24 protein-coding genes are annotated in these 26186 nt (G+C 54.6%); 13 read left to right on the plus strand and 11 right to left on the minus strand.

Going from position 1 to position 26186, the window contains the following annotated elements; translation table 11 throughout:
- Positions 1 to 24: 24 nt before the first annotated feature.
- Genes ABJM21_RS15710 through ABJM21_RS15730 form a run of 5 tightly spaced genes read left to right on the plus strand, consistent with a single transcriptional unit; the run spans position 25 to position 4909 of the window.
- Positions 25 to 1185 carry an iron-containing alcohol dehydrogenase gene (locus ABJM21_RS15710; RefSeq protein ID WP_348301871.1) on the plus strand — a complete coding sequence of 387 codons (1161 nt, stop codon included), beginning with the start codon at positions 25 to 27 and terminating at the stop codon, positions 1183 to 1185.
- Positions 1175 to 1618 (plus strand): thioesterase family protein, encoded by a 444-nt coding sequence (locus ABJM21_RS15715; protein ID WP_348301872.1) that lies wholly within the window; start codon positions 1175 to 1177, stop codon positions 1616 to 1618. The genes ABJM21_RS15710 and ABJM21_RS15715 overlap by 11 nt, the downstream gene beginning before the upstream one ends.
- Before the next feature lie 24 nt (positions 1619 to 1642).
- Positions 1643 to 2785: an acyl-CoA dehydrogenase family protein gene (locus ABJM21_RS15720; protein WP_348301873.1), complete on the plus strand. Its 1143-nt coding sequence runs from the start codon at positions 1643 to 1645 to the stop codon at positions 2783 to 2785.
- A gap of 41 nt (positions 2786 to 2826) precedes the next feature.
- On the plus strand, positions 2827 to 3741 hold the full coding sequence (locus ABJM21_RS15725) for a DMT family transporter (RefSeq protein ID WP_348301874.1): 915 nt from the start codon (positions 2827 to 2829) through the stop codon (positions 3739 to 3741).
- A gap of 1 nt (position 3742) precedes the next feature.
- Positions 3743 to 4909, plus strand: a complete 1167-nt coding sequence (locus ABJM21_RS15730; protein ID WP_348301875.1) for a crosslink repair DNA glycosylase YcaQ family protein — start codon at positions 3743 to 3745, stop codon at positions 4907 to 4909.
- A 7-nt stretch (positions 4910 to 4916) separates the two neighbouring features.
- On the opposite strand, the gene ABJM21_RS15735 is transcribed toward ABJM21_RS15730, so the two are convergent.
- A complete protein-coding gene (locus tag ABJM21_RS15735; protein ID WP_348301876.1) occupies positions 4917 to 5483 on the minus strand; it encodes a hypothetical protein in 567 nt (188 codons plus the stop codon).
- A 251-nt stretch (positions 5484 to 5734) separates the two neighbouring features.
- Here ABJM21_RS15735 and ABJM21_RS15740 point away from each other — a divergent pair, with 251 nt between their 5' ends.
- Both ABJM21_RS15740 and ABJM21_RS15745 read left to right on the plus strand, forming a co-directional pair.
- A complete protein-coding gene (locus ABJM21_RS15740; RefSeq protein WP_348376476.1) occupies positions 5735 to 7885 on the plus strand; it encodes a BamA/TamA family outer membrane protein in 2151 nt (716 codons plus the stop codon).
- A complete protein-coding gene (locus ABJM21_RS15745) occupies positions 7885 to 12066 on the plus strand; it encodes a translocation/assembly module TamB domain-containing protein (protein ID WP_348301878.1) in 4182 nt (1393 codons plus the stop codon). The genes ABJM21_RS15740 and ABJM21_RS15745 overlap by 1 nt, the downstream gene beginning before the upstream one ends.
- 42 nt (positions 12067 to 12108) lie before the next feature.
- On the opposite strand, the gene ABJM21_RS15750 is transcribed toward ABJM21_RS15745, so the two are convergent.
- From ABJM21_RS15750 to ABJM21_RS15775, 6 genes are all read right to left on the minus strand, one after another.
- Positions 12109 to 12753, minus strand: coding sequence for a hypothetical protein (locus ABJM21_RS15750; protein ID WP_348301879.1), 645 nt, complete (start codon positions 12751 to 12753; stop codon positions 12109 to 12111).
- 134 nt (positions 12754 to 12887) lie between these two features.
- Positions 12888 to 14300, minus strand: coding sequence for a type I glutamate--ammonia ligase (gene glnA / locus ABJM21_RS15755; RefSeq protein ID WP_348301880.1), 1413 nt, complete (start codon positions 14298 to 14300; stop codon positions 12888 to 12890).
- A gap of 82 nt (positions 14301 to 14382) precedes the next feature.
- Positions 14383 to 14721, minus strand: a complete 339-nt coding sequence (locus tag ABJM21_RS15760; RefSeq protein ID WP_108811770.1) for a P-II family nitrogen regulator — start codon at positions 14719 to 14721, stop codon at positions 14383 to 14385.
- 233 nt (positions 14722 to 14954) lie between these two features.
- Positions 14955 to 17114, minus strand: coding sequence for a PQQ-dependent dehydrogenase, methanol/ethanol family (locus tag ABJM21_RS15765; protein WP_348301881.1), 2160 nt, complete (start codon positions 17112 to 17114; stop codon positions 14955 to 14957).
- A gap of 94 nt (positions 17115 to 17208) precedes the next feature.
- On the minus strand, positions 17209 to 18036 hold the full coding sequence (gene map / locus ABJM21_RS15770; RefSeq protein ID WP_348301882.1) for a type I methionyl aminopeptidase: 828 nt from the start codon (positions 18034 to 18036) through the stop codon (positions 17209 to 17211).
- 42 nt (positions 18037 to 18078) lie between these two features.
- Positions 18079 to 18741, minus strand: coding sequence for a hypothetical protein (locus tag ABJM21_RS15775; RefSeq protein ID WP_348301883.1), 663 nt, complete (start codon positions 18739 to 18741; stop codon positions 18079 to 18081).
- Positions 18742 to 18856: 115 nt separating this feature from the next.
- Here ABJM21_RS15775 and ABJM21_RS15780 point away from each other — a divergent pair, with 115 nt between their 5' ends.
- Positions 18857 to 19615, plus strand: a complete 759-nt coding sequence (locus ABJM21_RS15780; RefSeq protein ID WP_348301884.1) for a competence/damage-inducible protein A — start codon at positions 18857 to 18859, stop codon at positions 19613 to 19615.
- 2 nt (positions 19616 to 19617) lie between these two features.
- On the opposite strand, the gene ABJM21_RS15785 is transcribed toward ABJM21_RS15780, so the two are convergent.
- Both ABJM21_RS15785 and ccmA read right to left on the minus strand, forming a co-directional pair.
- Positions 19618 to 20265 (minus strand): heme exporter protein CcmB, encoded by a 648-nt coding sequence (locus ABJM21_RS15785; protein ID WP_348302077.1) that lies wholly within the window; start codon positions 20263 to 20265, stop codon positions 19618 to 19620.
- Positions 20265 to 20879: a heme ABC exporter ATP-binding protein CcmA gene (ccmA, locus tag ABJM21_RS15790; RefSeq protein ID WP_348301885.1), complete on the minus strand. Its 615-nt coding sequence runs from the start codon at positions 20877 to 20879 to the stop codon at positions 20265 to 20267. Before ccmA ends, ABJM21_RS15785 begins: the two co-directional genes overlap by 1 nt.
- A 45-nt stretch (positions 20880 to 20924) precedes the next feature.
- On the opposite strand from ccmA, the gene ABJM21_RS15795 reads away from it, so the two are divergent.
- Positions 20925 to 21254 (plus strand): 4a-hydroxytetrahydrobiopterin dehydratase, encoded by a 330-nt coding sequence (locus ABJM21_RS15795; protein WP_348301886.1) that lies wholly within the window; start codon positions 20925 to 20927, stop codon positions 21252 to 21254.
- Here ABJM21_RS15795 and ABJM21_RS15800 read toward each other — a convergent pair.
- Entirely contained in the window at positions 21251 to 22084 is an 834-nt protein-coding gene (locus ABJM21_RS15800) for an SDR family oxidoreductase (protein ID WP_348301887.1), read from the minus strand. The genes ABJM21_RS15795 and ABJM21_RS15800 overlap by 4 nt on opposite strands.
- A 118-nt stretch (positions 22085 to 22202) precedes the next feature.
- On the opposite strand from ABJM21_RS15800, the gene ABJM21_RS15805 reads away from it, so the two are divergent.
- From ABJM21_RS15805 to ABJM21_RS15815, 3 genes are read left to right on the plus strand one after another with little or no spacing between them, the layout of a single operon-like run.
- On the plus strand, positions 22203 to 23003 hold the full coding sequence (locus tag ABJM21_RS15805) for an ABC transporter ATP-binding protein (protein ID WP_348301888.1): 801 nt from the start codon (positions 22203 to 22205) through the stop codon (positions 23001 to 23003).
- Positions 23000 to 24547 carry an ABC transporter permease/substrate-binding protein gene (locus ABJM21_RS15810; RefSeq protein ID WP_348301889.1) on the plus strand — a complete coding sequence of 516 codons (1548 nt, stop codon included), beginning with the start codon at positions 23000 to 23002 and terminating at the stop codon, positions 24545 to 24547. The genes ABJM21_RS15805 and ABJM21_RS15810 overlap by 4 nt, the downstream gene beginning before the upstream one ends.
- Positions 24548 to 25075 carry a hypothetical protein gene (locus tag ABJM21_RS15815; protein ID WP_348301890.1) on the plus strand — a complete coding sequence of 176 codons (528 nt, stop codon included), beginning with the start codon at positions 24548 to 24550 and terminating at the stop codon, positions 25073 to 25075.
- A 19-nt stretch (positions 25076 to 25094) separates the two neighbouring features.
- Here the strand turns inward: ABJM21_RS15815 and ABJM21_RS15820 are convergent, their stop codons facing one another.
- A complete protein-coding gene (locus tag ABJM21_RS15820) occupies positions 25095 to 25712 on the minus strand; it encodes a DNA-3-methyladenine glycosylase 2 family protein (protein WP_348301891.1) in 618 nt (205 codons plus the stop codon).
- 103 nt (positions 25713 to 25815) lie between these two features.
- On the opposite strand from ABJM21_RS15820, the gene ABJM21_RS15825 reads away from it, so the two are divergent.
- Positions 25816 to 26133: a 2Fe-2S iron-sulfur cluster-binding protein gene (locus ABJM21_RS15825; RefSeq protein ID WP_108811779.1), complete on the plus strand. Its 318-nt coding sequence runs from the start codon at positions 25816 to 25818 to the stop codon at positions 26131 to 26133.
- Positions 26134 to 26186 lie beyond the last annotated feature (53 nt).

Genomic DNA, 26186 nt, shown 5'->3' on the forward strand with positions numbered 1-26186 from the left:
CATGATCGGTGCAAAAGTCCGGCCATGAACAGCTATAGTTTTCAAACCGTACCGGTCCTGCATTTTGGTGAGGGTTGCCTTTCGATGCTGGCCGATCAGATCGCTGCCTTGGGCGGAACCCGCCCGCTCATTGTGACCGACAAAGGGATTATCAACGCCGGGTTGATTGCACCGGTGGAACAGGCTTTATCCGACGCCGGTTTAACCGCGCAGATATATGACGCAGTTATTGCCGATCCACCTGAAACAATTGTCGAGCAAGCCATTGATATGGCTAAGAACGCAGATGTTGATATTGTCATTGGTCTGGGTGGCGGCAGCTCGCTGGATACCGCTAAGGTGGTTGCCGCGCTAGCGATTGATGGAGCCCAGGGGCTTTCCGACATTTACGGGGTAGGTCAGTTGGCGCGCAAAGGCTTGCCGACCATCCTGATCCCCACAACATCGGGTACGGGTTCCGAGGTTACCGCCATTTCCATTCTTACCACTGGTGAGACAACCAAGGCCGGGATTGTTTCACCACATCTATTCGCCGACGCCGCGATCCTCGACCCCACGCTAACACTTGGCCTGCCAGCCGATGTCACGGCGGCCACGGGCATCGATGCGATGGTCCATGCGATCGAAGCTTATACAGGCCGCAATGCTAAAAATCCGGTGTCGGATATGCTGGCGATCGAGGCGCTCAAATTACTGACCGGCCATATCGAAACCGCCTGTTCGGACGGCACCAACATGGTGGCACGCGAAGCGATGCTGCGCGGTTCCATGCTAGCGGGACAGGCTTTTGCCAATTCCCCCGTTGGCGCAATCCACGCACTCGCCTATCCGCTCGGCGGAATTTATCATATCCCGCACGGTCTCTCCAATGCGCTGGTCATGCCGCATATCATGCAGTTTAATCTCGACGCTGCCGCCCCGCTTTATGCAGAACTGGCCGATGCGCTGGGTGTTCCGAAAACAGGCCCGAACAGCGCGGAGGCCAGGGCGCAGGAATTGATCGATTATCTTGAGGGTCTCGCCGTTAAGGTGAAAGCACCCCGACGCTTGCGGGAGGTTGGCATTGCGGAAGACGCGGTGGATGAACTCGCTGAGGCGGCCATGTTGCAAACGCGGCTATTGGTAAACAATCCCAAGGAACTGGACCTTGCCGACGCCAAACGGATTTATGCCGATGCCTGGTAAAGAGCGTACGCCGCCACCGCTATGGGACGACTACCGCGACGGTTCTTCCATCACTACCCGCTGGAATGACAATGACCCTTATGGTCACGTCAATAATGCGGTCTATTATTTCTGGTTCGATAGCGCGGTGAACCGCTATCTGATCGAACAAGGGGCACTCGACATTGGCAAGAGCAATGTCATTGGTCTGGTCGTGCAGACGTCTTGCGAATATTTTGCTCCGATTGCGTTTCCCGATCTGGTCGAAGCCCGCATCCGTGTCGAGAAGCTAGGTCGAACCAGTGTTACTTATGGTGTTGGCCTGTTTCGTGGCGATGAAAAAACTGCGTCCGCCGCAGGCAGCTTCACGCATGTCTATGTGGATCGGGAAAGCCGGCGGCCTACCCCGCTGTCCGCGCCCTTGCGTTCTGCGCTGGAATTGATAACCTTTTAACTGATCAGTTAAAGGACCGAAACCATGCGCCACGCCGAGGATACTGAAGAACGCCAGCAATTTCGGGAAATGACCCGGCGCTTTACCGAGACGGAATTGCAGCCCTTTGCCAATGACTGGGATGAAGCAGGCGAAATCCCTTGGGAAATCCATGAAAAAGTCGGCGCGCTGGGCGCCTGGGGCTTTGGTGTCGCAGAGCAATATGGCGGCCTTGGTTTTGACGATATGTATATGCGCTGCATCTGGGGCGAGGAAGCCGCACGCGCGCATAATGGCGGGACATTGGCGGCACTGGGTGGGCGCAGTATTTCCATTGGCCCGATCGAAAAAATGGCATCGCAAGAGATTAAAGACCGCATTCTCAAAGATATTGTCGAAGGGCGCACAGGCTCGAGTCTGGGCGTAACAGAACCAGGCGGTGGCTCTGATGTCGCCAATATGAAAACGACCGCGCGGCAAGATGGCAATCACTGGATCATTAATGGCTCCAAAACCTTTATCACGGGCGGGATGACATCGGACTATTTCGTCGTCGGCGCGCGCACCGGTGGGGAGGGACTGAACGGCATTTCACTCTTCTTGGTCGAGAAGGATATGGAAGGCTTTTCGCGCACCGCGCTGGACAAGAAAATGGGCTGGTGGGCGTCGGATCAAGCAACGCTCTACTTCGACGATGTCCGGGTTCCGGCAGGCAATATGCTCGGTGACGAAGGCCGCGGGTTCATCCAGATCATGCATAATTTCAACTATGAACGGCTTGGCATGGTTGCACAGTGCCTAGGCATGATGCGGGTGTTGCTGGAGGAATCCATCGCCTATGCCCAACAGCGCGAAACCTTTGGTAAGCCGCTGAGCCAGCATCAGGTTATCCGCCATAAAATTGCGGAAATGTCGGCCCGTGTCGACGCCACCGAAGCATGGGTCAACCAGATTTGCTTTCTCACAGAAAACGGCCAGATGCCGGTCGATCAAATTTGCAAAGCCAAATTTTTCAGTACCAAAAATCTCGAATATTGCGCGAGTGAAGCCATGCAAATCTGGGGCGGGGCCGCCTATTTGCGCGGCAATGTCGTCGAACGCTTTTATCGCGAAGTGAAAGTCATGGCAATTGGCGGCGGATCAGAAGAAATTATGCGCGATCTCGCAGTCCGGCAAATGGGACTTTAACATAGCTAGACAATTCGAGCCTCCGGTCCGATAGCGAGTTGATGTCCGTCTCCTCCGATTCCCAACAGCAAGGCACTCCCCTATTCCCGATTGGCTCGGTGCTGATCGGCCTAGCCTTTTTCTGTCTGATGGATGTGACGATGAAAAGCCTCAGCATCGCGCTGGGTGCTTATAATGCGATATTATGGCGCGTGCTGCTGGCACTGTTATTGGTGGGTGTGCTTTATTTTGCACGCCGTCCCAAAATGCCGGCGAGAGCCACCTTGAAAATCCATCTCCAACGCGGGATTATTACGGTTTTCATGGCGTTCCTGTTCTTCTGGGCGCTCGTCCGCGTACCGATTGCGGAAGCCGTGGCCCTGTCTTTTATCGCACCGATTATCGCGCTTTATCTGGCAGCCGTGTTTCTCGGCGAAACCATCCACCGCAATGCGATTTTTGCATCGATTCTTGGTCTCGCCGGTGTGATCGTCATCGGTTGGGGCAAGATGAGCGGCGATTATACGAACGACGAATTGCTCGGCTTTGGAGCAGTCCTGCTATCGGCGCTTCTCTATGCCGCCAATCTCGTGATCCAGCGCAGCCAGGCTTTGTTGGCTGATCCGATAGAAATAAGCTTCTTCCAGAATCTCCTTGTCGGGGTCAGCTATGCGCTGGTCGCTCCATTCCTGGCGGTTGTTCCGGACATTCAATATGCACCGGAGTTTCTGGCGGCCGCCCTGTTGTCGATCATTTCCGCGCTGTTCATCGCTTGGGGTTATGCCCGGGCACAGGCGCAAATTCTAATCAATCTGGAATATAGCGCCTTTATCTGGGCGGCAATTTTTGGTTGGTTTTTCTTTTCGGAACCTGTCACCCTGCCAACAATATTTGGCACGGTATTGATCGTTGCCGGGTGCATATTGGCGACCCGCCGCGGCCGATCAGTTGCTCATATCGAAACCACCGCTATCTAATATGGCGCTGAGGATCAAAAACCGCGATGCGCGTCGCTTGTGGCTGGACCGTCAGGGTCTTGCCCGTACACCAACCGGCCCGCTCGACCTTTTGCAGATCATCACAGATTTGGGATTTGTCCAACTCGACACGATCCGCAATGTAACCCGGGCGCACCATCACATCCTGTGGAGCCGCAACCAGAATTATCGCGAGCCGATGCTCAACAAATTGCTGGCCAACGACCGGTCGGTGTTTGAACATTTCACCCATGATGCATCCGTTCTACCAATGGAATTTTATCCGGTCTGGCAACGCCAGTTTCGCCGTCTTGGAGAACGGGCGGGCAAGCACAAGGTGATGGATGACGACGGCATATCAGCAATCAAGGCGCGTATTGCTGCGGAAGGGCCGTTATCGACCCATGCGTTCGATACAAAGATTGAGGGCAAGAAAGAAATGTGGGCGCGGCCGCCGCATAAGCGGGTCTTGGATCAACTCTGGTATGCCGGGGAATTAGCGACCTCGCACCGCGAAAAATTCATCAAATATTACGACCTGAGCGAACGCGTGGTTCCATCGCCCTATCGAGATATTGCGCATAGCGATGCGCATCAGATGGACTGGCTTTGTCGGGCGGCACTGGAGCGGCTGGGCTTTGGCACATTGGGTGAGATTCAGAGGTTTTGGGCTGCACTGGATGCCCGGGAAGTTAGATCATGGGCTGACAAAGCTGCTGATCATTTGGTTCCGGTCGAACTGGAAACGGTAAATGGCGATTGGATCAGCATGTTTGCGTCGTCCGATATCGAACGGCTGTTGGCCGAGACCAATGCACCAACATCACGGCTGCGAATATTAAGCCCGTTTGATCCGGCGGTGCGAGACCGCACGCGGCTTGAGCGGCTATTCGGCTTTGATTACCGCATCGAGATTTTCGTGCCCGCCGCCCAGCGCCGCTGGGGCTATTATGTCTACCCGCTGCTGGAACGAGACCGGTTCGTCGGCCGCATTGAACTGAAGGCCGACCGCAAGGCAGGAATAGTGAAAGTCATTCAGATCTGGCCGGAGCAAGGCGTCAGATGGACCAGCGATCGCGCGGAAAAGCTCGATGCCGAACTGGCGCGTCTGGCTCGTCTAGTAAGTGCGGAAATTGTCGAATGGCAATGCCAAAAACCAAGCCGTTAGGGCAAAGTTATTTTACGACACCGCTAAAGCGCAATTCGCCAGAGGCACCGGCGGCAATAGCCTTGTTGAAGGCCCAGCGGATATGAGTCACGTCATTGGGCTGTGCAGCACGGGTGATGCTCGCGCTTTCTGCCTCAGCAGTTTCAGCAGCGGCATCGGTGATGGTCAGTGCGGTCAATTTGCCGAAGTTTTTACCGCCATCGACAGATACCATGGCCCAATCCTCTTTGACATCGGCAAAGGCCACCGCTGAATGGATCGGGTTATTCACAACAAAACCAGTCACCGCTGTACCGCCGTTGTTGCGATAGCTATTTACGAAGACCAGCTTGTCGCCCGGAATGACCTTTACGTCACTTGGCGCGTATAATTTTGTAACTGGCTGGCCAGCGGCGTCTCTTTCGGCTCGCTCAACCAGAACCTTGCTTTCGATTTTGACATTAGCGCGCGGATCGGCGGCCTGTACGGCGGCTTGAAGCGGTGCCCCCTGCGCGGCTTGAGCTGTCGCTATTCCAGCGCCCAACAAGCCAATGACTATAGCTGTTTCGATCAATATGGTCCGTTTACTCGACATATTCGTACATTCCCACTGCGTTTCCCCCCCGATACGCGAGGGATGTCAGATTAACCTGCAAAATATGAGCTAAGTTGGTTAACAAACTGTTAAAATCACTGATAACGATCCTACAAAGTAAAAAGCACCAAGCGGTTTATGAGATACCCGTTTGTCCGATAAAATAGCGGATTATCGGGTTAATTGATGGACTTGCCCCATACCGACCTATTTTATTAGCTTCCTGCAGAACGAACGGCTAAAGAACCGGCATGGGCCTGACCATGTATCGTGACCGCCTTTTTTTGCCGCTGGTTGGAAGTATCGTTGCGGCCTTGTCGCTGGCGATATCATTCCCGGTCTTTGCACAAACGCCCGCAATTGAAAGCAGAACAGACAAGGCGGACATCTCCGTCGCACCGGATGTCGCGCCGCTTGATCCCGATAAACCGCTAACCGAGTTCCCAGATTTTGGTGTGGATTGGCCGGATCTTGATGTACCGATTGAGGATGGGTCCCAGCAGCAGGAGCAAATCGAGGAAACACCTCGCGATCTCGAGATGGATCGCCGCCTTGCCGAAGAGGAAATTGCCGAAATAGAAGATGATGGAATTCGAGAAGAAGCGGAGGCCGAATTGGAAGAGGGTATAGCGGCCAACTTTCAACCTGCAGACACTTTGGCGGAACGCCGCTACCAGGTCAGTTTTAACGGCCTACCCGATAACTTGGACACAATGTTTGATGAACGCTTCCAAGCGCTTTCCGCCCTAGAGGAATATAGGGATAAAGAAGCCAATTTTGCGCAGATCAGGCGTCGTGCGGAAACGGATCGCGAATTGGTCGAAAGACTGCTCCGCATAGAAGGCTATTATGATGCAATAGTGCGCAACAGCTTTGCAGCCGGGCGCGGTACCGATATCGTAGTGACGATCGCGATTGCCGCTGGCCCGCAATATCAACTCGACGCGATCACGCTGGAGGGCTTGGAGAAAAACGGAGGCGGCGACGCGGAAAAATTCCGCGACGCTTTTGTGCTGAAATCGGGCGATATTATCAATAGCGACCGGATCATTGAAGCTAAGGCCAAGCTGAACCGGGAAATGACCGAAAATGGTTATGCCTTCGCCGAAACGGCAGAACCGGAACTGACCGTTGATCATGCGGAACGTAAAGGCGATCTCGATATTGTCGTAACGCCTGGCGGGAAATATGTTTTCGGTTCGATCCTCATGGAAAATACCGACTTGTTTGGGCCTGACCATGCTGAGCTTATTGCGCGGTTTGATGCCGGCGATCTCTACCAGCAGTCCGAAGTCGAAGACCTCCGGCGCGCCCTCATTGCAACCGGACTGGTATCAACGGTGGCGCTAGAACCGGTGGCATCCAAGGAACAGCCAGGCGTTGTTGACGTTTCGGCCAGTGTTACGCCCGCACCACTGCGCACGATATCCGGTGCGTTGGGCTATGGCACCGGTGAAGGACTGCGTTCAGAGGTTAGTTGGGAACATCGCAATTTCTTCCCGCCAGAAGGACTGATCCGGTTGACCGGCGTTTTGGCGACCCAGGAGCAATCGGGTAGCATCATCTACCGCCGCAATAATTTCCGCCGGCGGGATAATGTCCTGAACGGTCAGGTCGCGCTGAGCAATATCGACAATTCCGCCTTTGAAGCGCGGACATTTTCCGTCTCTGGCAGTCTGGAGCGGCAAAGCAATTTGATTTTCCAAAAGAAATGGAACTGGTCAGCAGGGTTCGAACTTCTCGCCTCACAGGAACGCGATATTGACGGCAATATCCAGACGACGGCGCGCGATACTTTCTTCATCGGTGCGCTGCCCCTCACGCTGTCTTATGATGGCAGTGACGACCTGCTGGACCCGACGACCGGATTTCGGTTGAGCGCCCGTCTGTCGCCAGAGGCATCGCTGCAGTCCGGCAGCTTCTTCTACGCGCGCAGCCAGCTGGACGGCAGCGCCTATTTCCCAGTGTCGGAGAAAATCGTGTTGGCGGGCCGGGCGCGCATTGGTTCCATCGTCGGCGCAGGGCGCAACCGGATAGCGCCATCACGCCGGCTCTATTCAGGCGGCGGTGGCTCCGTGCGCGGTTTTGGCTTTCAGCGCATCGGTCCGCGCGATGTGAATAATGATCCTGCCGGTGGCCGTTCGCTCGTGGAATTTTCGCTAGAGGCACGGGTGCGGCTTGATGTATTCGGCGGAAACTTTGGCGTTGTGCCGTTTATTGATGCCGGCAATGTGTACAGTGCATCGCTGCCCGATTTTACCGGCATGCGGTTCGGGACCGGACTGGGTGTGCGCTATTATAGCGACTTTGGCCCCATTCGCGTTGATCTTGGCACGCCGATTAATCCGCAACCGGGCGATTCCCGGATTGCAGTCTATGTCTCGCTTGGGCAGGCATTTTGATGGATAGCGAAGAACTAGAAACCGATATTCAATCGACGAAACCGCGCCGGTCGATCGGCCGGAAAATACTCTTTGTCCTTGGCGGTCTATTGCTACTCGCGGCCATTGCTCTGGCGGCCGGGGCCTATTGGCTGGATAGCGATAGCGGTCATGAATTTATCATCCGCGAGGTCGAAGCACTGGAACCCAGTGACGGTCTGCGTATCCGCATCGGCGACATCAACGGATCCATCTATAACGAGATGGAGATTGTCGATCTCAGTCTCGCGGATCCCAAGGGCGTATTTTTTGAAGCGGGTAGTGTCGCACTGGACTGGAACCCGTTGGCATGGATTTTCAATGAACTGAACATCTCCAACGCCGTGATAGCCAAATCGCGGCTCAAGCGGTTGCCAGAGCTTCTTGATACGCAGGAAGACACGCCGCTGCTTCCCGACTTTGACATTTATCTTGGTGATTTTCGGGCCGAGAATCTGCTCTTGGAGGAAGCCGTCATCGGAGAGGAACAGCGCGCTGATTTGTCTGGAGCAGCCGATATACGATCGGGGCGCGCGATGATCAATCTTGATGCCGCGACCACACGCAGCGGTGACAAGATTATTCTCAGCCTTAATGCTGAACCGGACAAGGAAAAGCTCGACCTCAATGCGGAAATCATTGCACCGGCAAATGGCGCCATTGCCCGCCAAACTGGCTTCCAGCGGGATTATATAATCACTCTCGCCGGTGAAGGAGACTGGGCAAAATGGGACGGCAGCCTTTTGGCCAAGAGCGCGGACCAGCCGCTTGCCGAGCTAACGCTTGAGGCGCGGGATGGTTTATTTGGTTTTGATGGCAATATTGAATCAGATCTTTTTCCCAAAGGTCTCGGTGCAAAGTTCGCTGCGCCGCGGCTGGTGGTCAATGGCAACGCATCTGTCGAAGACAGGCTGGTCCAACTCGATCTGGTGGCCCGTTCTTCCGCCGCCAATCTGACGGCCAAGGGTGGGGTTGATCTCGCCCGCAATGCGTTTGATGCGCTGCGGATCGAATTTGACGTGCGTGATCCTTCGGTGCTGGCGGCCAATATGAAGGCGCAGGATTTGGAATTCAAAGCGCTGCTCAACGATAAATTTTCTGAGTTACGCTATCAATATCTGCTGACGGCGCCGCAATTGGCTTTTGGCAAAACCTTGCTAACGGGTGTTGCGGCGTCGGGCGAAGGACAGCGGGATGCTGCGGGCTTTGACATTCCGGTGGAACTCGCCGTTGGGTCGCTTATCGGCAATGGAGACCTGCTCAAACAACTTTTGTCCGGTTTCAACGGCAAGGCCTTTTTGCGGTTGGAGCAAGGTCGTCTATTTGCCGAAAGAGCAGCGATTGCAACGGATAGTGCCAAAGGAACCGCTGATATAGAGGCGCGACTGGCGACTGGCGAATATGTGATTGATCTTGATGCGCAAGCGCCGGGTTTTGCGCTGCGCGGTGTTGGTATTGCTGACATTATAGCCGGTCTGAAAATCGGACCGGGCGCTGCGGGTGTTGCCATTGACGGCACGGTGACGGCGAACCTGCGGCGGTTTGACAATAGTTTCTTGCGCGAGCTAGGCGGCGGCCTTCCGGTGGTCAAGACTGGACTGGTTCTCGGTGCCGATCGAAAGCTGCGCTTTCCTGATCTGAGCATCGAAGCACCGAAGCTGCGTTTTAAGGGCAGCGGTGTGCAACAAACGGCCACCATATTCGAATTTACCGGGCGCGGAGATCATGATCAATATGGCTCTTTCGATCTTGATCTTAACGGTCCTTTGGAGCGCCCCCAGATTGCATTATTGCTGGATAGCCCGCTGCCCGCTGCAGGTCTTGCCGCGGTAAAGCTTGATCTTGATCCTGCTGAAAATGGCTTTGCCTTTACGGCCGCTGGTGGCTCTACGCTCGGGCCGTTTACCGGCAATGGCTCGATTATCACCATCGCCGGGCAAGATGCCCAGATACGTGTCGACCGGCTAAAACTATCGGATACGCTGGCCACCGGGACTATTCGTCCGACCAATCTTGGTCTTGCCGGCAATCTTGCGATTAGCGGCGGTGGGGTAAATGGAAATGTCCTGTTTGAACCCGGCCAGAACCGCCAATTGATCCGCGCGAAACTCACGGCAAAAAATGCCCGTTTTGATGGTGCCCCGCCGATCCTCATCCGGACGGGCAAGCTGGATGCAGACGTTATACTCGTTGAAGGGCAGTCTGACATTGACGTGACCGTAAGCGCTCAAGGGATTAGTCGCGGGGATCTGATGGTTGGCCGGATCGCCGGCAATGCCAAGCTGATAAACGGAACCGGCGATGCGACATTTTCGATCGCTGGTACGCGCGGCAGCACCTTCAATTTTCAGGCAAAGGCGGACGTCACCCCGGATCGCTATGTCATGACCGGTAATGGTTTGTTTGAAGGTCGAACCTTGCGGTTTCTCCAGCCGCTTGAGCTTCGCCGGGTCAGTGGTGGTTGGTCGGTTTCGCCGACGATATTGGGCTATGGCAAAGGTCGCACACGCTTTTCTGGCCAATGGGCCAGCGGGAGCTCGCGGCTCGATATGACATTATCGAAAATGCCGCTCACTCTTGTGGATATTGTGGCGGATGATCTAGGCCTCGGCGGAGAAGCCAATGGTACAGTCAAATTAACTCAGACAGGCTCGCAAATGCCGGCCGGCGAAGCGAAATTGAATATCAAGGGTCTGACCAGATCCGGACTGATCCTGACGTCAACCCCGATTGATCTGGGTCTGAACATTGCCATTTCCAATCGCAACGCGGCGGCGCGCGGGATTATTCAGTCGCAATCCGAAACAATCGGTCGCTTTCAGGGGCGTGTCACCGGCTTTGGTAGTGGTAATTGGAAAGATGAATTGCAGCGCAGTCCTTTGTTCGCGCAAGCGCGGTTCAATGGCGCGGCCGATGCCCTGTGGCGCCTCACTGGGGTGGAAACATTTGATCTCACCGGCCCGCTTAGCCTCAGCGCCGATGTGCGGGGAACGCTAGCTAACCCACAAATAAATGGACAATTGCGTACAACCAACGCGCGGCTGGAAAGCGGTCTGACCGGAACGGTCATCTCCGGTATCAAGGCGCAGGGCCAATTTGACGGATCGCGGCTGGTCATGCCGGAGATTACGGGGTCGACCAGAGGCGGCGGATCGGTGAGCGGTAGCGGCAGCTTCAACTTCGCAGTGGCTCCGGGTGACGGCATTGGCATCATGCTTGACCTGAATGCCAAAAATGCCCGACTGATTGCTCGCGATGATTTTGCGGCAACAGTGACCGGGCCGATCCAAATTCGTAGCTCCGCTGATGGCGGTTTGATATCCGGTGATCTTACTTTGAACCGTAGCTTTTTCCAATTTGGTAATGCCACTGAAACCGTGGCACTGCCCAAGATCAAGGTAACCGAAATTAATCGCCGCGCTGATGAACGTGCCTCCGCCGTTCGCAGCCGCCCATGGCGCTTTGCCCTCAACGCAACGGCACCCAATCGCTTGCAGGTCGAGGGGCTGGGTCTCGACAGCGAATGGCGTGCTAATCTTAAAGTATCGGGTCCGGTCGATAATTTCGCTATGACCGGCAGCGCGGACCTTATTCGCGGAAATTATACTTTTGCCGGGCGCCGATTCCAGCTGGAACGCGGACGGATCCGCTTTGTCGGAAGTCAGCCGCCCAATCCGATATTGGATATTGAGGCAGAGGCAAATCTAACTGGTCTCAACGCCACTATTAATGTCACTGGTCGCGGCAACAGTCCGGAAATCGCCTTTAACAGCGTACCGGCCCTGCCAGAGGATGAGCTTCTATCGCGCGTCCTGTTCGGGGCATCGATATCCGATCTATCGGCACCTGAGGCGGTCCAGCTTGCCGCTGCTGTCGCATCGCTCAATAGTGGTGGCGGGCTGGATCCGATTAATCAGCTGCGCAAAGCAGTCGGCCTTGACCGCCTGCGGATATTACCAGCCGACGTGACAACGGGCCAGAGCACTTCAATTGCAGCAGGCAAATATATCACCCGCCGCGCCTATGTAGAGCTGATTACCGACGGTCAGGGTTATAGCGCGACACGGCTGGAATTTCAGATCACCCGCTGGCTATCGATATTGTCGAGCATTTCGACCATCGGCCGACAAAATGTCAATGTGCGGGTGTCGCGGGACTATTGAATTTCCTGTATTGCTGTGAATATTTAATGGTGCCCGCAATGACTATTTGGACAATGCTTGGTCGATCTGCTGCATGAGCAAGTCCTGAGCATGGGGATTGCGAAGGAGAATTTGTGGCATGGTTCTAGGAGAGCAAAGGAAACTCAGAATTTGCCCGTCTTCTCTCATTTGGCCATCTACCTTCATTGGCTTTTGCTTTGACGAATAGCGTGACTGACCCTGAGACGCATTGGTGTTGATATCGAGATCGTACCGTTCACCCATCTTGTCCATGAACTTTACACAATCAGGAATACTGCGGCCTAGCCAAGGCACGTCGTTGGAATATAGCCGCGCCGAAACGACAACCAGCCGGTCGACAAAAGGCATGAAGGAGACCAGCAAATGGCCCCGCTCGGTTTCGTAGCGCAGCTTGCTGGTTAGAGTATAGCCTGTGAACCGTTTTGGATCCTCCCGCTTTACAGAAACCAGATCTTGGAAGCTCGCCTTGTATTTCAACCTGTCGTCTTTGTCTTTTCCGGCTATGGGATTGCCTCTAGCTTGCATAGCGGCGCGCACTTGGTTCGCTGTCATTTCCAAGCTGACCCCCTCGAGTTCGAGAAAATCAGATATCTGTGCTGCGGCAAGATTACCGAACAATAGATGTGCTATTACTGCCAAAAACAACGTCAAGTTTCGTCGCATCATATCATACTCCCTATATTTTCATGTGCATGCGGAGCCTGTCGAGTTGCTGAACAGTGCCCGTTTGGAGATGACCAGAACAAAAAAACCCGGAGCAATTGCTTGCCCCGGGTTTCTCAATTTTATGATCGCCAGGCCTAGGACGAATAATACATATCGAACTCAACCGGGCTTGGCGTTGTTTCCAAACGGCTGACTTCTTCCCATTTCAGTTCGGCATAAGCGTCGATCTGGTCCTTGCTGAACACATCGCCTTTGAGCAGGAATTCATGATCCGCTTCCAATGCTTCCAGCGCTTCACGAAGCGAGCCACAGACGGTGGGCACTTCAGCCAGCTCTGCTGGCGGCAGATCATAGAGGTTTTTGTCCATCGCATCGCCGGGGTGGATTTTATTCTCGATGCCGTCAAGACCAGCCATCAACAGCGCCGCTGCCGACAGATATGGGTTAGCCAGTGCATCCGGGAAACGGAATTCAACGCGTTTGGCTTTGTCGCCTGCGCCGTAAGGAATACGGCAAGAGGCTGAACGGTTGCGGCTGGAATAAGCCAGCAGCACCGGTGCTTCAAAGCCGGGAACCAGACGCTTGTAGCTGTTGGTCGTGGCATTGGTGAACGCGTTACAGGCCTTCGCATGTTTGATCACGCCGCCAATATAGTGGAGGCACATTTCCGAAAGACCGGCATATTCATTGCCCGCGAAAAGCGGCTTGCCGTCTTTCCAGATCGACATGTGGGTGTGCATGCCAGAACCGTTATCATCCTTGATTGGTTTGGGCATGAAGGTCGCTGTTTTGCCATAAGCGTGAGCAACCTGCTGCACGACATATTTATAAACCTGCGTGCGGTCAGCGGTTTCCACCAGCGTGCCGAATGTAATACCCAGCTCATGCTGTGCAGCGGCAACTTCGTGATGATGCTTGTCCATCGGCAGGCCCATTTCCATCATGGTCGCAACCATTTCGCCGCGAATGTCCACGGCGCTATCAACAGGTGCTACGGGGAAATAGCCACCTTTGGCGCGTGGGCGGTGGCCCATATTGCCGATTTCATAATCGCGGCCGGTATTGGTTGGCAGCTCAACATCATCAATTTTGAAGCCGGAGCGGTCATAACCGTCTTCAAATTTGACATCGTCGAACATGAAAAATTCAGGTTCCGGTCCAACATAAACAGTGTCGCCAATGCCGGTGGATTTCAGATAAGCCTCAGCGCGCACAGCTGTGGAGCGTGGGTCGCGACCATAGAGCGAGCCATCGCCGGGCTCGACAATGTTACAAACCAGAACCATCATCGGTGTGGCTGAAAACGGATCCATATAAACAGCATCCAGATCGGGGCGCAGGATCATGTCGGATTCGTTAATCGCTTTCCAACCTTCGATGGACGAGCCATCAAACATGAAACCTTCTTCCAGAACATCTTCGTCAACAACTTCGGCACACATGGACAAATGTTGCCATTTGCCACGCGGATCGGTGAAACGCACGTCGACCCACTCAATCTCGTGTTCCTTGATCATTTTCATGACATCTGCGGTGGTATTGCCCATTATTTCGTCCCTTGGTTTGTTTTAAAGTTTGGTTTGTTGAAAAGTGAAAATTAAATGGCGTCGTTTGTCCTTTGGCGCTGCCCTAAATCGCATCGCTGTCACGTTCACCGGTGCGGATACGCAGCGCTGATTCGACTGGAATGACGAAGATTTTGCCGTCGCCGATACGGCCGGTTTGGGCGGCAGTGGAAATGGCTTCGACCACCCGTTCAGCGAGATTGTCATCAACGACAACCTCCAGCTTCACTTTGGGCAGGAAGTCCACGACATATTCCGCGCCGCGATAGAGTTCCGTATGGCCTTTCTGACGGCCAAAGCCTTTTGCTTCGGTGACAGTGATGCCGGATACGCCAACCTCGTGAAGCGCCTCTTTCACTTCATCGAGTTTGAAAGGTTTGATGATCGCTTCGATCTTTTTCATTTGTTCGTTCCGTCCCTGAATGTTGGTCACGTTTACTTTTATATTGGCGTGCCAATGCAGCGCCAAAATCGGGCGCTTTGCCCGCTACAATTCAATTACCATGCCAAATTGATATGACGAAAGAATCGTTGGTATTCTGCTAAAGCCAAACGAAGACAGTTTCAATGCCGCCCAAAAAACAGGCATTTTTGAGACGCGCCGCCTAAATTTTAGGCAGCGGTGTATTGTGCAAGCTAGCGTGCAATCGGGGCGGTCACCTCTGCAACATTGGCCTTGGTCCAGTTGGACCGGTCAATGACATAGTGGCGCAGAGCTTCGACTTGATCAGCTTTCAACTGAGACGAAAAGCTGACCATGCCATGCTGTTTCAACGCTCCGCCTGTGATGATAGAAGCCCAGGCTTCTTCACTAGCCAAAGTGCCGGACACGCGCAGATCGGGTGTGAAGCCGTTGCCCACCGCACTGTCGCCATGACAAACAAGGCAGAAGCGACCATAGAGCGCTTTGCCGTCAGCAACCTGTTTGGGTGTACCGGTTGGCTCTGGCGGGTTCCAGACGATTTCGGTTTTCTCTGGCAGCGCCGGCAAGCTTGCCTTGGCGCCCAACTTCATTACCACCAACCGCGGAATATTCGGCACTTTGCGCGACGCACCGCCGGCTACACCAGCAACCAATGGAAAGGCACCGCCCTTGCTAGTTAGGAATGCGACATATTGCTCGCCATCGATCATATAGGTGGAAGGCGCGGCGACAATGCCGGACTGCATGTCCATGCTCAAAAGTTCTTCGCCGCTATCAGCAGCGAAAGCTTTAAACAGCCCCACACTAGTGCCTTGAAACACCAGATTGCCAGCGGTCGTCATCGTACCGCCATTCCAGGCAGCAGGATAATCGACCGACCAGGCGACCTTGCCCGCTTTGGGGTCAAAGGCGACCAGCTTGCCGGTGGTCGCAGCGATTGCGGCTTTGTAAACATCCTTATCATCGGGCAGTTGGCCAATTGCCCAACCGATACCGACGTTGAAGCCGAGCCGTTCGCGCTTCTTGTCGAGATCGGAGGTAGGAACTTCATAACCCTGCGGGATTTGCTGGGCCGGGATATAGACCAGACCGGTGCTGGGATTATAGCTCATCGGATGCCAGTTATGGGCTCCCAACGCGCCAGGGATCGACACAAATGGCTTGCCGGTTTTGTAAAAACGAGATTCCGGCGTTTCGATCGGGCGTCCGGTTTCCAGATCATAGCCCTCAGCCCAGTTGATATTATCAACAAAAGGCTCTGCGCTCATCAACCGGCCGTTGGTCCGGTCGATGACAAAGAAAAAGCCGTTTTTCGGCGCGTGGAAAAGCACCTTGCGCTTTTCTGTCAGGGCCGTGGTTTCGCCCTCTTCGGTATCTTTGGGCCAGTCAATCTCGGCGATGATGATATGCTGCGTGGCGGTATAGTCCCACGTCTCCGCTGGCGTTTCCTGATAGTGCCAGAGATATTTGCCAGTATCGGGATTTACCGCAACAATGGACGAGAGGAACAGGTTGTCGCCTTCACCGCCGGACCGCAGGCCGTGGTTCCACGGATTGCCATTGCCAACGCCGAAATAGAGCTGATCAAGCTCTTCATCATAGACGATGCTATCCCAGACGGTGCCGCCACCGCCAGATTCTTTCCATTCGCCATCGCCCCAGGTCTTGTTGGCTGCTTTCTCGAAAATTTCGTCGCTCGCGGCGCCGTCGGCTTTCCCTTCAGGATTGGGGACCGTGTAGAAACGCCACTTCTGTGAACCGTCGGAAACGCTATAGGCTGTGACATAGCCGCGCACACCAAATTCAGCACCGCCATTACCAATGATTACCATATTTTTGACCACCCGCGGCGCGCCGGTAATCGTGTAAGGTTTGCTATTATCGGTAGTCTGGGTTTCCCAAAGCCGTGCGCCCGTATTCGCATCCAGCGCGATCAAGCGGCCGTCAATGGTTCCGAAAAATATCTTGCCGCGGGAAATGGCAATGCCGCGATTGACGACATCGCAACAGGCATCAACCGCTTTTTCGCCCGGGACTTCGGGGTCGTAAGACCAGAGTTCCTCGCCGGTTTTCGCGTCATAAGCAAAAACCTTGGACCAAGCGGTGGAGATATACATTTTGCCATCAACAACCACAGGCGTGGCTTCTTGCCCGCGTGCATCGGGTAAGTCCTTGAACCAGGCGATGCCGAGTTCGCCAACATTGCTCTCATCAATTTGATCGAGGGGACTGTGCCGCTGTTCTTTAGCATTAAAGCCGATATTGCTCCATTCCGCGCCTTTTGTTGCAGCTGATCCACTGCTGTCATCGGCTGTCTGACTTTGGCAAGCAGCCAGCAAACAGGTTGCGAAAAATAGTCCCAAACGACGCATCGTAACTTCTCCCGAGCCGGTTCAACCTTCATGGGTAAAACCTGATTTAACTGACTAGCTAAATTTAAGCGCTGCGGTCAAGGCTGATACTTGTTTATGCGTAAGGTGGACAGTCCAGACCGGTTGGGCTTTTGGTAAATATCTCACAGCCGGTTTCGGTAATTCCGATGCTGTGTTCAAACTGGGCTGACAGCGAACGATCACGGGTCACCGCGGTCCATCCGTCTTCGAGCATTTTCACGGTATATTTGCCGATATTGATCATCGGCTCGATGGTGAAGAACATGCCGGGGCGCAGTTCGGGGCCGGTACCGGGGCGTCCGGCATGGACAACCTCTGGCGCATCATGGAACATCTGTCCCAAGCCATGCCCGCAAAAATCGCGCACGACACTATAGCGGTTTCCTTCGGCATGGGATTGGATCGCATGAGCGACATCACCCATCCGGTTGCCCGGCTTGGCCTGTTCGATACCGAGCATCAGGCATTCATACGTGGTCTGGACTAGCCGCGCGGCCTTAACCGGTGTCTTGCCGATCAGGAACATGCGGCTGGTGTCGCCATGCCAGCCGTCGACGATCACGGTCACATCAATATTGACGATATCGCCTTCTTTGAGCTTCTTGTCGCCAGGAATGCCGTGGCAGACCACGTGGTTGATCGAGGTGCAGCAGCTATGGGTAAAGCCGCGATAGCCAAGCGTTGCGGGGACGGCGCCTTCCCGAAAGGCATGTTGGCGGACCATGTCATCCAGAAATCCAGTCGTGACACCCGGCACCACATGCGGCACCAGGCTATCAAGAATTTCGGCGGCCAGCCTGCCAGCTTTGCGCATGCCCTCAAAGCCTTCCGGCCCATGGAGTTTAATCGCGCCGGTCCGGCTTTGCGGGGTGGCATCTTCTACAGTCAGATAATCGGTCATGGGCTATATATATGTATAATTGCCCGGTTTGACGAGAGGGAATCAGATCCCGTGCTTGTTTTGCGGAATAAAGCTCCGGGGCAGGCCAATCTTTTCCTCCCCGAAAATATGGTCGCTCTGTGCGGCATCATTCATATGCCGGTAAATATAGTCGATGGCGATTTCGACCTCATAGAGCGCGCCCATTACCAATAAACCGCCACGCGGCCCGTCAGGCACTTTGACATAAAGGCCTGTGAAAGTCTGTTCAGCACCCGGTGCTGTATGATCGACATAGCCGGTATCGAATCTCTCGGCGTGGCGATAATCAAAAAAGCCCTTTGGCTGATATTGCCAGTCGTCATTCTTGCCTGCGACCATCTGGCCATATTCAATGGTCTGTGTTTCGCTGTCTGCGATCAGACGCCGGATCCTGTTCTTCCGGCTGATTACGAGCCATAATAGGCCAAGACCAAATAGTGCAAATATTCCGGCGACCGGAAAGCGCAGCGGTTCGCTGACAACATCCATTTCCCAGCTCGCGACAAACAGCCCGAAAGCCACAAAACACAAAGCAAAAGCGATGCCCGCGATGAGCGATATCTTGCTGGGCGGTGTATCCGCTTCCTCAATGATCAGGCGCGGGCCATCCTGCGAAATTGACAGGCTGGAGGCGCTATCGTGCAATGCCGCCTGAAAGCCGAATTGCCCAAATTCCATGGTCATAATATTCTCCTTTTGGAGATGATTTATATGCGCCCCATTTCAATTTAGATGCAGGACCTTACCAAATTGCAAATGGCCGTTGATGATTCCCGCAACTGCTCTATATCCAAATGGCATGAGCAAATCCCGCATTTACACCGCTGCCCTGATCGTCATTGGGGATGAAATCCTCTCTGGGCGTACCCAGGACAAGAATATCGCCCAGGTCGCCAAATGGCTGAATGTACAAGGTATCAGACTGGGCGAGGTTCGCGTGATTGCCGATGACATGGATGCGATTGCTGAAGCGGTGAACATATTGCGCGCGCGCAATGATTATCTTTTCACCACCGGGGGCATTGGTCCGACCCATGATGATATTACGGTGGATGCGATTTCCAAGGCGTTAGGCGTCGACGTGGTCATCCACCCGACGGCGCGCGCGATATTGGAGAAATATTATGCGGACAAAGGCGGTATCAACGAAGGCCGCCTGCGCATGGCGCGGGTGCCCGATGGCGCGGAACTGATCGAAAACCGTATGTCCGGCGCGCCGGGTATCAAGATCGATAATTTGTTCCTGATGGCGGGCGTTCCTCATATTACCGCCGGTATGCTCGATGCATTGACCGGAACATTGGAAGGCGGTGCACCGCTATTGTCCGAAACGCTAGGTGCGTGGGCACCAGAGAGCGAGATTGCCGACGTGCTTATCGCGGCAGAGAAGGCGCATGAAGGTTGCCAGATCGGCAGTTATCCGTTTTTCCGTAACGGCACGGTGGGCGCGAATTTTGTGGTGCGGTCAACCGATCCGGACGAGTTGGCAACTTGTACCGCCGCGTTGAAAACCGGTCTGGAAGCGGCCGGTTACGAGGTTACCGACGGCGGGATTTAAGGCTATTCCCGCATCGCTCTTAACGCGGCTCCTGCAGCAAAAGGCGTAATCGCGACGAGCAGCAGGGACACCGCGCTCAGGAACAACAGGGCGCTGCCGCTTTGATCCGCGAGACTGCCAGCACCAAAAATCAACAACGGAATGGCCAGCGGTACTAGTAGCAATCCGCCCAAGGCTCCGGCTCCTTTCAGGCCCGCGGTGAGGGCTGCGATCATTACCGCTAGTCCGGCGAGCGCCGGTGTGGCGATGGCGAGGCTGGCTAGCAAGGTGACAAGCGGCGGTCCTTCGAGACCCATGAGGCCGCTGGCAAGGAAAGCGGCAAACAACAACGGCGGCCCAAAAGACAGCCAATGCGAGATCAGCCGGGCAAAGGCGATCAACTCGTCGGTGATACCGCGCACCAGCAATTGATCATACAGGCCGTTATCAAGGTCGGGCTGAACCAGCCGGTCGAGCGGCAACAGGGTCGCCAACAATGCCGCTATCCATAATATCCCGCCGCCCGTTTGCAGCAGCAAATCGCGATCCGGCCCTACCGCAAAGGGGAACAAGGTTGCTGCCGAGAGATAGAAGATCACTGGCAACCATGTCCCGCCGCTAGCATAGCTTTGCCGGACATCGCGCCAGATCAGGGCGCTCAATGCACCAATCATAATGGCGTCTCCATCTCTTCCAGCGCTGCTAGTTCGAGCGATAAGTCAAAGCTAATCGGTAGCGCAATATGGCTAGCCGCCAATATCATACCGCCGCGGTCTAAATGATTCTGCAGAGTCTGACCCAATAACTCCACGGATGCTTTGTCGAGGCCGTTGGCGGGCTCGTCCAGCAACCATAGATCTGCTCCTGTCAAAAACGTTCGGGCAAGCCGGGCGCGCTGACGCTGGCCGGTCGAGAAATAGCGGATGGGCACTTCGGCCAAATGACTCATGCCCGCTGCGGCCATAGCGGTGGTGCAATCACCGTCTGTCTTGCCATCAAGTCTGGTCCAAAACCGAAGTGCATTTTCGAGCGGTAGATTTTCATCCAGCGCCATCCGGTCGTCGCACAATGCTATCGATGTCGGGACATGAATCGATCCGGAGAACGGGTCCAATAATCCGGCAATCAATCGAAGCAGGCTGGATTTACCGACGCCATTAGGACCAGTGACCAGGCCCGCTTGCCCCGGTGCCAGCGCAAAATTCAAATCGCGAAACAACAATTTGTCGCCGCGCACACACGAAAGGGCTTCGGCGTGCAGATTATCGCTGCCTTCTTTCCGCATTTTGGTTGACGCCCCTCGGTTCATGGGGAAGACTTAAGCCACGAAATGGCGGTAAAGCCAAGCAAGGAGTATCGAAATATGGTCGCAGCCCTTAATGACGCCGATCGGCAGGCCGCACTCGCCGCGCTTCCGGACTGGGAATATGACAGCGAACGCGACGCGATTAACCGCAAACTCAAATTTGCCGATTTTACCGAAGCCTATGCCTTCATGACCCGCGTGGCGATCCATGCCGAGAAAGCGGACCACCATCCCGAATGGTTTAACGTCTACAACAATGTGGACATCACGCTGACCACCCACGATGCCGGTGAAAATGGCGGGTTATCCCAACGCGATATCGATCTGGCCAAGATTATTGACGATATCCTCTAATTTTTAGGCTCTGCTCCGGCGAGGACATTGCCAAGATCAGCCAGTTCAAGCGATTGTTTGCGGATTCGTCCAGGCATCCAACGTGCGGCAAAGGCGAGTTGTTTCGCCATTTTGTTGACGGGTGTATGAACCTTTTTACCGTGCACGGCTTCCCAGGCTGCTGGGCCGATAATCGATACCGGGCTGACCAGCACACCGCTTTCTTCAAGCCGTTCTTTGCCCGTCTGATTGGTGCCTTCCACGACATCCGAGATGATATTGGTGTCGACAAAGCCTGGCATGAGTGAGCGCGACTTGATGCCATATTTGTTAAATTCCAGATCGTGCGATTCCGCCAGACCGCGCACCGCAAATTTCGTGGCGCTATAAACACTGAGGTCGGCAACGCCATAAATACCCGCTGCGGATGCCGTATAAAGCACACAGCTGTCTGGCGTGTTTTTCAGCATTTCGAAACAGGCGCGCGTGCCACTGATACAGCCCGTAAAATTAATAGCGATCATCAGGTCGATATCCTCATCGGTCATCTCCTCAATGGGGCCGCCTTCCCCAATGCCGGCATTGTTGAACAGGACGTTCATTGTGCTGCCGGTAATTTCACCAAAATCAGCTACTGCAGATTTCCAGTTGGCGCGGTCTGTAACATCCAGCTTGTGGGTTGAGCTTTGCCCTTCGGGAAGCAGCGATGCAGTTTCAGTCATCCCGGCGTCATTGATGTCGGCAATACCGATAAACCAGCCCTTGCCCGCAAAATAGCGCGCGACTTCGCGGCCCAGGCCTGATGCACCGCCGGTAATGAATATTGACTTCTGTCCGCTCTGATATGCCATCTTGTCCTCGCCCTCTTAATCACTGTCTTATTGACATTGATGTTCATTCGAGCGGTTTTTCCGCATCAGGTCAAGAGCGATTGGACATATTGGGTAAAGCTGGCCAATAGTATCGCTAATGAATTCTGCCCCTTCCGCCTCCGGTCCAGCCATCAGCTTGAAAAATGTCAGGCGCACCTATGGCGCTATCACGGCGGTGGACGATGTTTCTCTGGAGATTGCTGCGGGCAGTTTTGTTGCGCTGGTCGGGCTGTCTGGATCCGGAAAATCCACTTTGTTGAAGATGATTAACCGGCTAGTCGATCCGACAGCGGGGAAGGTTTTGGTCGCCGACGATAATGTGGAGGCGATTGATCCGCACATCCTGCGCCGCCGGATTGGTTATGTTTTTCAGAATATTGGCCTCTTCCCGCATATGACAATTGCGCGCAATATTGCCATCGGTCTGGAACTGGCAGGCGAGAAAGAGGGGCGTAGCGAGCGTGTCGCCGAACTGCTCGACCTCGTGGAGTTGCCGCAGGAGACGAGCAGCCGGATGCCGCATCAATTGAGCGGCGGGCAACAGCAACGGGTCGGCGTCGCCCGAGCACTGGCCACGCGGCCCGGCCTGATGTTGATGGACGAACCCTTCGGCGCACTCGACCCGGTGACGCGCGACAGTCTCGCTGGGCAATATAAGGCGCTGCATGAAAAGCTGGGACTGACCACAATTATCGTCACACACGATATGGCGGAGGCGCTTTATCTGGCGGACCGCATATTGGTGATGGAGGATGGCCAGATCAAGGCCGATGCAACCCCGGCACAATTGCTATCCGGCGGCGTTGGCGATGAAGCCGAAGCCCTGGTTGCAATCCCGCGCGCACAAGCCGCGCATCTTATCGCGCTTGGCCAAACGGATGGAGCGAAAGAGGCGTGACAGAGGCGTGGCAACAGGCTTTTGCGCGGGTCCCCGAATTACTTGCGGCCCATGTGCAATTGAGCTTTTCGGCCCTGCTGCTCGCCATGGCTCTATGTTTGCCACTTGCCATCTGGGCGGTGCGAGCGCCGAAAGTGGCGGCGGTCATTCTCGGATTTGCCAGCCTCATCCAGACCATCCCGGCATTGGCCCTACTTGCGCTTTTCTATCCCGTTTTGCTTGGACTGTCGGCGCTGCTCGGCGGGGAGATATCGGCGCTCGGGTTTCTGCCAGCCTTATTGGCTCTGACGCTCTACGCCCTGCTGCCGATATTGCGCAATGCGGTGACGGGACTGACCAGTGTGTCGCCTGCAGCCAAGCAGGCGGCCGATGGCTTGGGCATGACAACAGCACAGAAACTGCGGCTGGTGGAAGCACCGCTCGCCGCACCGATGATTATGGCGGGGATCAGGACGGCGGCGGTCTGGACCATTGGTGCCGCGACGCTCTCGACCACGGTGGGGCAAGCCAGTCTCGGCGATCTGATATTTGCGGGGCTCCAGACACAGAATTGGACTTTGGTGCTGACAGGCTGTTTTGCCTCGGCAGGGCTTGCGATTATCGTCGACCTGCTGCTGGGCATGATCGAACGAGCCATCCGCAACCGGCGCAAGATCATCGCTTGGGGTGGAACGGCGTTGATTGGTATCGGGCTGCTCTTTGCCTTGCTGCCCACACTTGGCCAGCGCGAAGACGTTGTGGATATTGGCGCAAAAGGCTTTTCCGAACAATTTATTTTGGCGCGCCTGATTGGTTCCCGGTTGGAGGAGGCCGGTTATAAAGTTCGCTATCATGATGGTCTTGGTTCGGCGGTGGTGTTTCAAGCGGTCGCAGCAGACGATATCGATATTTATGTCGATTATTCCGGGACCATCTGGACCAACCAGATGAAGCGGACCGATACGGTGCCTGCCGACGATATGGTGAATGAAATCGCAAAATGGGGCGCGTCTGAATATGGGGTGACAATGCTTGGCGCCTTGGGATTTGAAAACACCTATGCTTTTGCCGTGCGCCCCGAAGATGCGGAAAATAAAGGTCTTAAAACACTGGACGACCTTGCACGGGTATCGTCGGGCTTTGCTTTTGGCACGGATCTCGAATTTCTCGAACGACCAGAATGGGCAATGGTGAAAGATGTCTATCCGATTCAGTTTAAGGAAGCCCGGTCTTTTAATCCGACCTTCATGTATCCCGCTTTATCGAGCGGAGAAGTGGATGTGATTTCGGCCTTTTCTTCGGATGGACGTATTGCCGCCAATGGCTTTGTCGTTCTGGATGATAAAAAGGGCGCGGTGCCATCTTATGAAGCGATGATATTGGTCGCCCCGGGACGCAGCGGTGATGACAAACTCATGAATGCGATTAAACCGCTGGTTGGCGCGATCACGGTGGAAAATATGCGAGAGGCCAATTATAAGGTTGATCGCGAAGCCGACAAGCAGTCGCCCAGACAAGCGGCACGCTGGCTAGATGAGCAGATTAGAGACAGGAAAGATCAATAAGTGACGAGACAGTTTTTTGTGATGTTCCGGCTGCGTTTTCTGGCTGTTCTGATTCCGCTGTTGATGGCCGCTGTGCCAGCGCAGGCGCAAGTGACGGTGACCTTTTACTCTCATGATTTCGGCAAGAATTTCCCGCACGCGTTTTTTGTGATGAAAGGCAAGCTGGAGACGGGCGAGACTGTCGATACCAGCTTTGGCTTCACGGCGGTCAATGTTTCGCCCGGCATTTTATGGGGCTCGGTCAAGGGCAAGGTGGAGACACCCAAGGCAAAATATATAGCCAACAGCAACCCGCATTTTACGGTCACGGTTGCGGACAGCAAATATCGTGAACTATTGGCTGTGGTCGCCAAATGGCGCAACATGCCGCAGAAAAGCTATAGCCTTAACAAACGCAATTGCGTGCATTTTGCCAGTGAAGTGATTGCGGTACTGGGGTACAAGTTCAACAGTAAGACGAAATTCTGGAAGAAGCCGCGGTCCTTCATGGAAGAAGTGATGGCACTGAATCCAACGTTGAAAAAATAACTGCCTGCTGTCTTAGGACCTACATCACCATAGTGTTGTAATGGTGCCAGATGAAAATCGCCACTGACCCGCGATGTGGTGACCAGGGTAAGGCAATCTCTCGCAAATCCTGTTCCGATGGTCGTGTATCATGGCCCAATATATCGCCGACACCAGCCTGGATCGCCAGATCACCGGCTGGCCATATGTCAGGGCGCCCCAAGGCAAAGAGCAGGTAGATTTCCGCTGACCAGCGGCCAATGCCTTTAACTTGCGTGAGCCGCGCAATGGCTTCTTCATCGTCTTCCGGCAGGTTGCTCAAGTCCAAACCGCCAGACAATATCAGTTCGGCCAGGCTGCGCGCATAGCCCTGTTTCTGGCGTGACAGACCGCAGGCGCGCAGGTCGTCAAAATCAGTCGCGATGAGCGCTTCGGCCGGACAACCAGCGCCTAGTCGCGCCTCCAATTTATTCCACACCGAAGCGGCTGACGCTACGCTGACCTGCTGCCCGACAATGGTGCGCAGCAGCGTCTGATAGCCTTCGGGATTGATCCGCGGTTCGGGATAGCCGGCCGCCTTGACGGCTGTGCCCAAGACGGGCTCAACCTTGCTGATCGCATCCAAGCTGGTCTTTATCGTCTCTTTTGATAGGCCCATTGCGGCTCTGCCTTAGCTTACTGGCCTTTTCGGGCCTTGATTCTTTTCAATCGAGCGGACATAGCGTGCCGGATTTTGAATGAAAACAGCTTAAGGGGTTTATATGCCAACCATCCACGTCACCGGTCGTACCGGAGAAGAAAAAGCCGTTACCGTCGATAGCGGTATGAATGTCATGGAAGCGATCCGCGACAACGGTTTTGACGAATTGCTAGCGCTTTGCGGTGGATGCTGTTCTTGCGCGACCTGCCACGTGCATGTCGATGCGGACTGGAAAGATAAGCTGCCTGCGATGAGTGAAGATGAAGATGACCTGCTGGAAAGCAGCGATCACCGCGACGAGTTCTCGCGTCTGAGCTGCCAGATCGAATTAAATGACGATCTCGACGGGCTGAAGGTGAAAATCGCCGAAGAAGATTAAGCGCAACTATATTGTGATAGTAAAAGGGGAGCCGTGAAGCTCCCCTTTTTTAT

The sequence above is a fragment of the Parasphingorhabdus sp. genome (assembly GCF_039977335.1).
Taxonomy (GTDB): domain Bacteria; phylum Pseudomonadota; class Alphaproteobacteria; order Sphingomonadales; family Sphingomonadaceae; genus Parasphingorhabdus.